We start from the raw sequence: 9,420 nt of genomic DNA, 5'->3' as shown, positions 1-9,420 counted from the left end.
GTCTACTGATTAGAGAATTAGGTGTTATAAAGTATTAAAACATATAAGTATTTCAGCGATCGCTCTTTGGAGAAAAACTTTTTGGTTTACTGCTACAGAAACTCACATATTATGTAGTCTACTCAATAGTTAGTATGCACTGACCGTTGACAAAAAAACCCGGAGGAACCGGGTGTAACTTAACTTGTTATCCAAACTTAATAGCTATGTATCCCTTAGCGTCCTAAACTCCGCCAATCGACTAGTACATCCTGAACCAACAGTGATTTATTGTAAAGTTGCAGAATAATCAGCAAAAACACGAAAAATAGCCCAATAAAAACAGCCATCACAGGGGTAGTACCCCAACCTGGAGCCACTTTTCCATACTCAGAGTTAAGTGGTTTCAGGATATCTCCCAACCTAGTCCTTTGTGCCATAGTTCACCTAATATTACTTGCCAAAGCTTTTTTTAATCTTCTGTAATATTCTATAAGAATAGCACTCATCATCTATCCCTCAATTATGGAACCCGCAATAGTTCTTAGCATTTCTATGGCCGCCGTGGTGATTGCCATCACCGGACTGTCTATTTATACTTCCTTTGGCCCTCCTAGCAAGCAATTGAACGATCCATTTGACGATCACGAAGATTAAAAATTGGTCATTTGTCATTGGTCATTTGTCATTATTTTGTGGTTTGTGGAAAACCACTACTGTCCACTGACACAGCAATGGGAGCAACGCGAAAAAGTGAGATCCTCGTGAAATAGGCAGGGGAGGCAGGGGGAGCAGGGGGAGCAAAGAGGCATTTTTAGTATTTTTTACTACCGAAACAGACTGCTTCTACACTTATTTCTTTCTCTTCCCCTGCCTCCCCTGCCTTCCCTGCCTCCCCTGCCTCCCTTGCCTCCCCTGCTTACCCATCTCACTGTTAGAGCATTGCTCCCCACAGCAATAGTGGCTTACTCCAGCCTGGGATTAATCGCTGGGATTACCTTGAAACTAGCGATTTTCCAAGGCTGGATTGTTAAGATTTGTTGCTGAGATGAGAATTCGGTAGTAGAGGAACGCTCTAACAAATCTACTGTATCTCCTAGATTCAACCCTAAATCACTTTGCACAGATAACTCGGCTGTTTCTCCGTGACATTCATAACACCGCAGAATTAACTGTTGTGGGTCATCCTCAGATGGCTTCAAGGCCATCAAGATTAAATTTTCGGCTGATAAATCTAGGAAACTCACCCCCAACCCATCTTTACCAGCAGAAAGAGGAGGATTTTTAGGTAGGTTTTCATTAACAAGATTCAATATCACTTGCAACGGTATATTCAATTCATAGCCACGCCGTACTGTATGGGCTGATTGCCAGCTACCACTATGAGGATACAAAGTATATGTGAACTCGTGAAAACCTTTATCAGCTTCTGAGTCTGGCCAATTGGGACTGCGTAAGAGTGTCAAACGGAGTTGATTTGGTTTGCTGTCGTAGCCATATTTACAATCATTCAACAAACTAACTCCGTAAATACCCTCTTGTGTTTCTGTTGTCAAATCAGCCCAACGCAAAGCGGGGACTTCCCATTTTGCTTGTTCTGCGGGGGTTTGTGGTTTAGTAGGACGGCGAATCGCACTACAGGGAATTTCATAAGTAGCAAAGTCTGCTTCGATATTGACAGGAAAAGCAGCTTTCACCAATACATGATTTTCTTGCCAATCGACAGTAGTAGCTATATTTAGCAGAGATGAACCAACTTGCAGAATATAGTCTTGGCAAAATTCCGATTCACCCAACTGACGCACCACGCGCACACGACTTTGCACAGGGCCTTGTTCTAACCACTGAATAGATTGAAGACTTGTTGAGGGTAAGGGATGTTGAGCGTAATTGGGGTCTATATTCCATGCATCCCAATATTGACCACTGTCTTTAAAAGCTTGTAGTTGATTCCCCGCCCCACTTAAAACTTCTCGTTGATAAGTTTTATCAAAAACACTTGATAAATCTCCAGTATCAGGATCGATGACAACTCGCAAGAATTCATTTTCTAAAATCCAGTCTGGGAGGAGTGAGGGAGATGGTGGGGATGAAGGGGATGAAGGAGATGGGGGGGAAAGCCAAAATATGCGGTAGCCTACGGGTGGAATTTCGGTGGCGAGGAATAGTAGGGTTGATGGTTCAGATAATTGGGAGACAAGCTGGTTTCCAGAAGTATCGTAAATCTGCCATTTCTCTGGTGTGGGTAGGGCTACAGAGACTACCTCAGAACGCTGCCAATTGAGAGAATTGAAAACGAAAATAGGCAAACTATTGGGTTTTGGTGGTTCCGATAGGGTAATGTAAGATGCGATCGCAAAAAGTGATTCCTGTAATATCTTCGTTCCGACTTGTTCTACTTGCTGCCACTGGGTTAAAGCATCTGTGTAAACTTGATTAATTGAAGAACCAGGTAAAATATCGTGAAACTGTTGAAATAACACCTGCTTCCAAGCTGCTTCGATTTCTGCTTTAGGATATGTCACACCACAGCTTACGGTTGCCAAGGTAGCAAATAGTTCAGCTTGATATAATAAATTTTCACAACGACGATTCCAGCGTTTTTGGTCTGCGTGGGTAGTGTAGCAACCACGATGGAATTCTAAGTATAGTTCGTCATTCCAAGTAGGGAAGGATGGGGGAGCAGGGGGAGCAGGGGAAGCAGGGGAAGCAGGGGAAGCAGGGGGAGCAGGGGGAGAATCATAACTACTGCCTCTTGCCTCTTGCCTTCTGCCTCCTTTACTGATTTGCTGTAAATACTTTTCAGCCGTCGTGAATTCTAAGTCTGGGAAAACAGGCGACTTTTGCCAGCGTTGGGCGGTTTCTAACATATCACGGGTGGGGCCACCGCCGTGGTCGCCGACACCGGGAAGCCAGAGTGATTCTGATAAACCAGTTTGGGATTGCCATTCAAGAGCGTAGGATGCCATTTTAACTGGGTCAATGCTTTCGCCGATAAGTGCAGACATCAAACTAAAGACTTCGCTACCGTCAGGCGATCGCCACCAAAAAGCCCCATAATCAAATTTAGTAGTATCATTCCACCGTAACTTCTGGGTGACAAAATACTCAATTCCGGCATTAGCGAAAAACTGCGGTAAAGTTGCACAGAAACCAAAAGTATCTGGAACCCATACTATAGTTGAAAGCTGGCCAAACTTTTCCTGGATGTAGCGTTGACCATACAATAATTGACGGACTATTGATTCACCAGCAATGAGATTGAGTTCCGGTTCCACCCACATCCCGCCGACAACTTCCCAACGTCCAGCAGCTACCTGTGCTTGAATCGCACCAAACAAATCCGGGCGATGTTCTTCAATCCAAGCATAAAGGGCGGGAGTCGAATGGCAGAAAATTAACTCAGGAAAATCTGCTTGCAACTTCAGAACCGACTCAAAAGTGTTTTGCGCCGCATTCCAAGTTTCACTCACAGGCCATAACCATGCTAAATCTAAGTGAGCATGACCCAATAAGTAAATTTTAGATTTTAGATCCCCCCAACCCTCCTTCAAAAGGGGGGCTAAGATGTCGGATTGAATTAAATTTTGGCGTAGCGACAAAAAGGACTTTACTAACTCTTCCTGTGTGTCCTCTGCGCCTCTGCGGTTCGTAACCTCCCCCACCATCGCCGCCAAAACATCCAATTTCTCCGGCGCAAACTTTTCCAAATAAAGTTGCATTACAGCTAATTCATCAGCCACAAAACCCGGATCGGGATTATTATCAACAGTAGACTCATACACTAGGAGCGATCGCACTAAAGCACCATCACAATGTCCCGGACTCTCTAACCGCAAAGCCACAATAAACTCTTCCCCTGGTGTTACCCCCTGACTCAAAAGCACTCTAGGCGAACAATCGAATAAATCACCTTCCAGCAACAACTCTCCATTCACATAAATCTCAGCAGAATCTGCCCACCAAACCAGCGCCAGCCGCAAAGATAACCCAGTTAAGGGATAACCCTGTAAATCTTGGGGAACTACCAATCTTTGCACTAGCCACAGCACTTTTTTGCCGCCTGTCCAAGCGATATGTTCTTTAGCATTCAACTCGATAGGTTGCCAATGAGACAAATCAGCAGCTACAACATCGGTAATAGTCAGGTCAGATTCCTGACATAGCCAGCTAGACTGAAGATTAACTTGACAAAAAGAGCGTAGTTGCTCAATTGCTTGTGAGATAAATTTGGTATGGGATAGAGAGACAATCGGAGTCATATATTCGCTAAGATGAGGTGTTGGTTGTTTTTATTGTTTGGCGCGAGTCTCACAACTTAACAAGACTTGAACTTAAAAATTACTACTATGTCTTCTGGTTCCTCTGGTCGTTATCAAAGCAGACTATTTAACTTTGTCCACCAGCAATCTCGGCGGGTGACACAACAGTGGGAACACACCTTCCGGCATTTGCAAGTTGCCACTAAGTGGGGTGTGGAGGCACTACTTTACCCAGTGTATCTACTGTTTCAGTCATCTGAATCATCTGGAAAAACACTACAGACCAAAGAACCGCAAACTAGACTAAAGTTACAACCAAATGATACCGATTTCCAGTCCGAAATTCCAAATGCTGATAACCCCATTCAACAAGTACTAGAAGCAGTCAATTATCTGTTGTCAGATGAAACCACCTCTACTCCTACAAAAACATCTGAACCTTTCAATGCCCTGGCTTTATTAGCAGTTTTTCGGCTGAAATTCGTTTATAAGAACTCGACAAATAACGTTAGTCTTACTAAATCCTCAACAATTACAGAAAATCAAGCGGTAACTCTCCACCCTTCACAGCTAGAGAACGCTTCCAAACAAAATTTTCCAGTAGTGCGAGGAATTGCCACAAATTTGATGAATCGTAGTTTAGTACTTGTTACTACGGACAATGAAGTTCTCGATATTTTGACACTCCAGCAGCAGGCAAAATTAGAAGAAAGAATTATTAACGAAGTTGCTAATTACTGGCAGTATTGGCGATTGGTTATAGCTAAAAAAGAAACGCAGTTATTACCACAAATCGATCGTTTATTAGCAAAGCTCACTGAGGACGATACAACTAAAATTCCAGTTTTGGATCGGGGAATACCAAAAGATTTAGTTAAAAAAGACAGATTGTTGGCCTTTTTAGATATAGCCGTTGCTAAGTTAGAGTCAAATGCTTTAGTCCCTGTGCAAGAGCGTAGCCAAGAAATTGTTCAAGTTGCCCAAACTAAATTAAATATATTTCTTTATGGCAAAGAGCAATTAGCTGCTCATGGAGAAATTGCAACTAATACTGATGGTTTGGAAACTCATCCATTAAATCTTCAGGCTTTGATTGAGGCGGCGCTTAATTACTTTTTTGGTGTTGGTAATAGAAACACACTTGAGCCAACAACTAGTGATGAGCGATTACCAGGTAAACTATTCTCGTCACGCCTTAGAAAAGCCTTGTCTAATAGCCCTCTGTTAGAGAACCAGGATTTAGTTGTTGACCCTTGGCTAACCTGGGGTGATTTATTTGGGGACACCGAAACCGTTACTGACAAGTCAGTTACACTATCTGAAGTCAAAAATCCTGCTTTAGCGGCAAGTTTATCAGTAAGGCATTTTCCACAAAATAATTTAACTATAAAACAACCTATAATCGGATCTGGTTTGGTACGAAGGAAACAATCAACTAATAGTATTGTCTCAAATCAAAAAACATCTGGAAAAGTTGCCTCTGTAAAACAAACCCAAGCCCGCATTTCTAAAACTGAAAGCGAGAGTCGTAAAGGTGAAATTTTACAACAACAATTTCATCAAAGTAGTCAAGTTGAGGCACAACCAGATTGGATAGAAACTAAAGCAACTTCAACAGGCTATGAAAAGCACCCCTTAGAGCAAATTTTGGCATGGGTTGATTATGCTATGCTCTGGCTAGAAGAAAGATTTGTAAAGGTTTTTCAGTCGTTAAGGCAACTATGGCAGGGCAAATAATTCGTAATGCACTACACCCCGCTACGCTAACATAATTTGTAATTCGTAATCACCTTGGCAAAGACGCTACGCCAAGGCTAATGTAATTCGTAACTTGTACGAGTGATTCAGAAATCAAATCGGATTGCTATAGATATTGACATGTTAGTAACTTGCTGGGAAAATACGTAAAAAATTAACGAAATGATTGACCATAGCGATCGCATAGCGTCTCATAGAGAAGGCAGATTTCAAGGTGTGGGAGGACTTGAGCTGTATTACCAAAGCTGGCATCCAGAGGGTAAAGTACGGGCAATATTAGCGATTGTGCATGGACTGGGAGCGCACAGCGATCGCTACAGTAATGTAATTCAACATTTGCTACCCAAGCAATATGCTGTTTATGGCTTAGACTTGCGTGGTCATGGGCGCTCACCAGGTCAGCAAGGCTACATCAACGCTTGGAGTGAGTTTCGAGAAGATTTGGGAGCCTTTTTACAGTTAATTCAGACTCAGAATCCTGGATGCCCAATTTTTCTTTTGGGTCATAGTTTAGGCGGGGTGATTGTCTTAGATTATATTCTGCGCTGTCCCCAACAAGCATCAGTTTTGCAAGGTGCGATCGCTCTTGCACCAACTTTGGGTAAAGTTGGGATTTCACCGATTCGAGTGCTTTTAGGAAAAATGCTCTCACGGGTGTGGCCGCGTTTTACACTGAATACAGGCATTGACATCAGTGCTGGTTCACGAGATCCGCAGGTTTTAGCTGCGATCGCTCATGATACACTGCGACATACCCTAGCTACTGCCCGTTTAGCTACAGAATTCTTTGCAACACTTGATTGGATTAATACTAAAGTAGGTGATTGGCAATTACCCTTGTTGATTCTCCACGGTGGTGCAGACCGAGTGGCTTTACCTGCGGGAAGCGATATTTTTTACCAACGGGTAAATTATACAGATAAGCTGAGAATTGAATATCCAGAAGCCTATCACGAGATCCAGCGTGACCTCAATTATCGAGAGGTAATGGCTGATTTGGAAGATTGGTTAGAGCGACATCTAGCGCCTAAAACAGCGCATTTAGGAAGGGAAGCGCTGAGTTAGAGTTTCCTAATTCTTAATATCTTGATTACAACCTTCTTTCTATCAACCGTCGAGTCAAATCTTCGATTACATCTATACTCAGTTGAAATCCATTAAAAATCGTAAACAAAGGGCTAACAGCCTGATTAACGTACTGTGCTAACGCCGAGCGAGGTGTTTCAAGCGGTAGATTAACGAATGCCAAAACTTCATCTTGATATGCTGAAGCTTGTGAATAAATAGAACGCTCTTGATTTGCCCAAGAACTAAGTCTACGTCCCCGCAAGCCAGTCCATTTAAATGCAAAAGCTAATTGCGTTTTTTCTGGCTCACAACCCATTGCTTTTGCAAACTCAATACCAGCTGCTATAGCTTCAGCCGTTCTAATTACAGGTAGAGCAAAATCAAGAACTGTCATAGGTGGGGGTGCGTAATTCTTGACTGACATATCATCTTCTAATGCTCGCCTCAGATAAAATTTACCCTTTGGATCGAACCGCATGAAGTCAATGTCCCTGCCCCAACCTGAATCCAGACTAACAATAAGCGCTTCCCAAGCTCCGTTATAAACATAAGGTTGGTCTTTGTCAACGAAACCTCGACTATCTAGCCACACAGGCCAACCAGTATATTTAGGATTATTAAAACTCAAGAGATTAAAGAATTGCTCATTTGCAAAGTGTAGAGGTACTTCTCCAATAATTATTAATGTTACCTGCGAAGTACCATGCTTCGGTAAAGTAATACTACGTTCTTTAACTACGGTGTTAAATCTTTCTTCACTTTCTTGAAGATAACATCGCAGTATATCTTCAATTGATTCCTCTGGTTGTATTCCTTGTGCAATTGTGGAAGCCAATTCATGGAGCAGAGAAGGCGTGACACCACCTAGATGGCGGCGTAAAAAACGACCAATATCTGCTTCACGATTCTCGAAGCATAAATTGATGATGCGTTCCCAGTCATTACAGCGAGGTTCTGAACTGCTAACAGTATTATTTGTATTCAGACTTCGCACATAAACACTATGAGCTTTAATTAGATCCTTACCTTGTTCATCCTTTAAGCCAGCCTTTGCTGCTACAGGTGTTATAAATCCAGAAGGAATCTCTAATGCTGGATACTCTTGACCATCTTTTTTAAGATAGTGAATTTTTACTTCAAAAGATTGACTGCAAAATTTACTGGCAATAGACTGAATAACATCAGGATGAAAACTTTCTCTTGGATTTTGATGCGCTCCCTGAATATCAGGAGAACCATCATTGTTGAAACCAATCAAAAATATACCTCCATCATTATTTCTGAGGGCAATGGAAGCCTTGGCTATCTTCGCCATACCCTCTTTAGATTGAGGATCGATCCATCTTTTAATCTCTACAGATAAACTTTCAGATGGATTCAAAACTAAATTATTAAAGAAATCCTGATTATAGATACTTCCCATTTTCAGCTTTAAATTTACTACCAAGCAAGGCACATTAGCACCAGAATAACGCACCTTTATCTATTTAAGTATTTTTGTACTATAAAATTTATTACAAAAGTGCGATCGCACATTGAAAAATAACAACTACAGTGTTGTTGGATCAACCGCTACAATTCCTTCAGACGCATAGCGAATGAAATCTCTAATATTGAATGTCAAAATATGCGTTATGCTGTTCACCTTCATATTAGCAACGAGACGAGCATCATGCACTTGGATACCTGATACACTGAATGCAACAACAAGCCTACGCCACTCAGGGTAAATAGCAGGCATATCTGGCAACAATGGAAAAAGGCGCTCAATCAGTTGTAGCAGCCGATCTGCATCTGTTGGTGTCAAGCCAAATCCGTTTTTTGTGGCTGGTCTTGTAGCAACATTCCAAAACTCAACGCAGTTTTGCACGGTGATTTGCAGTGTATGTCCATCACGTCGCAGTTTTCGGAGCGCAGTTCGGATTATTGGGTGTAGTGGGTGAGTGCGATCTACAAAACGCAATAGGATGTTAGTGTCTATGAGGTATACCACTGCTAAGGATGATCCTCGTAAATACTCTCACGAGTCACAGCATAATCTGACAGCACAGGTAAATTTGACCCAAAGTATGCAGCAAACTCGTCAGCTAACTTATCTGCAATTACTTCAAACTCCTCATGGTTCAGTTGTCCCTGTGTCTGAAGTTTCGCCATTAACTGAGCGCGTTTTCCTTCTTGACTTTTGCACTGTTGATCTTGAAAAATTAGCTCTTGAAGATATTCACTGGCTGAACTATAACCGCCTTTAGCTACTTGTTCTTCGATAAAGACTTTCATCGACTCAGGTAAGTTAATCTGAATGTTAGTCATACCTTGAGATATCTGGTAGGCGATTTATATTTACTACGTTAGC

At 42.1% G+C, this 9,420-nt stretch carries 8 protein-coding genes; 3 read left to right on the top strand and 5 right to left on the bottom strand.

Annotated features, from left to right (window positions below; genetic code table 11):
- Window positions 1-215 precede the first annotated feature (215 nt).
- On the bottom strand, window positions 216-419 hold the full coding sequence (gene psbH, locus V7K42_RS22605; RefSeq protein ID WP_334919536.1) for a photosystem II reaction center phosphoprotein PsbH: 204 nt from the start codon (window positions 417-419) through the stop codon (window positions 216-218).
- An 85-nt stretch (window positions 420-504) separates the two neighbouring features.
- On the opposite strand from psbH, the gene psbN reads away from it, so the two are divergent.
- Entirely contained in the window at window positions 505-636 is a 132-nt protein-coding gene (gene psbN / locus V7K42_RS22600) for a photosystem II reaction center protein PsbN (protein ID WP_322642165.1), read from the top strand.
- Window positions 637-944: 308 nt separating this feature from the next.
- On the opposite strand, the gene V7K42_RS22595 is transcribed toward psbN, so the two are convergent.
- A complete protein-coding gene (locus V7K42_RS22595) occupies window positions 945-4,241 on the bottom strand; it encodes an alpha-mannosidase (RefSeq protein ID WP_334919535.1) in 3,297 nt (1,098 codons plus the stop codon).
- Window positions 4,242-4,328: 87 nt separating this feature from the next.
- On the opposite strand from V7K42_RS22595, the gene V7K42_RS22590 reads away from it, so the two are divergent.
- Together V7K42_RS22590 and V7K42_RS22585 are read left to right on the top strand one after the other, a co-directional pair.
- On the top strand, window positions 4,329-5,978 hold the full coding sequence (locus tag V7K42_RS22590; RefSeq protein WP_334919534.1) for a hypothetical protein: 1,650 nt from the start codon (window positions 4,329-4,331) through the stop codon (window positions 5,976-5,978).
- A gap of 204 nt (window positions 5,979-6,182) precedes the next feature.
- On the top strand, window positions 6,183-7,064 hold the full coding sequence (locus V7K42_RS22585; RefSeq protein ID WP_442938617.1) for a lysophospholipase: 882 nt from the start codon (window positions 6,183-6,185) through the stop codon (window positions 7,062-7,064).
- A gap of 25 nt (window positions 7,065-7,089) precedes the next feature.
- Here the strand turns inward: V7K42_RS22585 and V7K42_RS22580 are convergent, their stop codons facing one another.
- From V7K42_RS22580 to V7K42_RS22570, 3 genes are all read right to left on the bottom strand, one after another.
- Window positions 7,090-8,490, bottom strand: a complete 1,401-nt coding sequence (locus V7K42_RS22580) for an AlbA family DNA-binding domain-containing protein (protein WP_334919532.1) — start codon at window positions 8,488-8,490, stop codon at window positions 7,090-7,092.
- A 126-nt stretch (window positions 8,491-8,616) separates the two neighbouring features.
- On the bottom strand, window positions 8,617-9,060 hold the full coding sequence (locus V7K42_RS22575) for a type II toxin-antitoxin system VapC family toxin (RefSeq protein WP_334919531.1): 444 nt from the start codon (window positions 9,058-9,060) through the stop codon (window positions 8,617-8,619).
- Window positions 9,061-9,062: 2 nt separating this feature from the next.
- Window positions 9,063-9,377, bottom strand: coding sequence for a ribbon-helix-helix domain-containing protein (locus V7K42_RS22570; RefSeq protein WP_334919530.1), 315 nt, complete (start codon window positions 9,375-9,377; stop codon window positions 9,063-9,065).
- Window positions 9,378-9,420: the final 43 nt, after the last annotated feature.

Source organism: Nostoc sp., from assembly GCF_036917455.1.
GTDB lineage: Bacteria > Cyanobacteriota > Cyanobacteriia > Cyanobacteriales > Nostocaceae > Nostoc.
The sequence above is the reverse complement of the archived record's forward strand: the minus strand, read 5'-3'. Positions and strand labels throughout refer to the sequence as shown.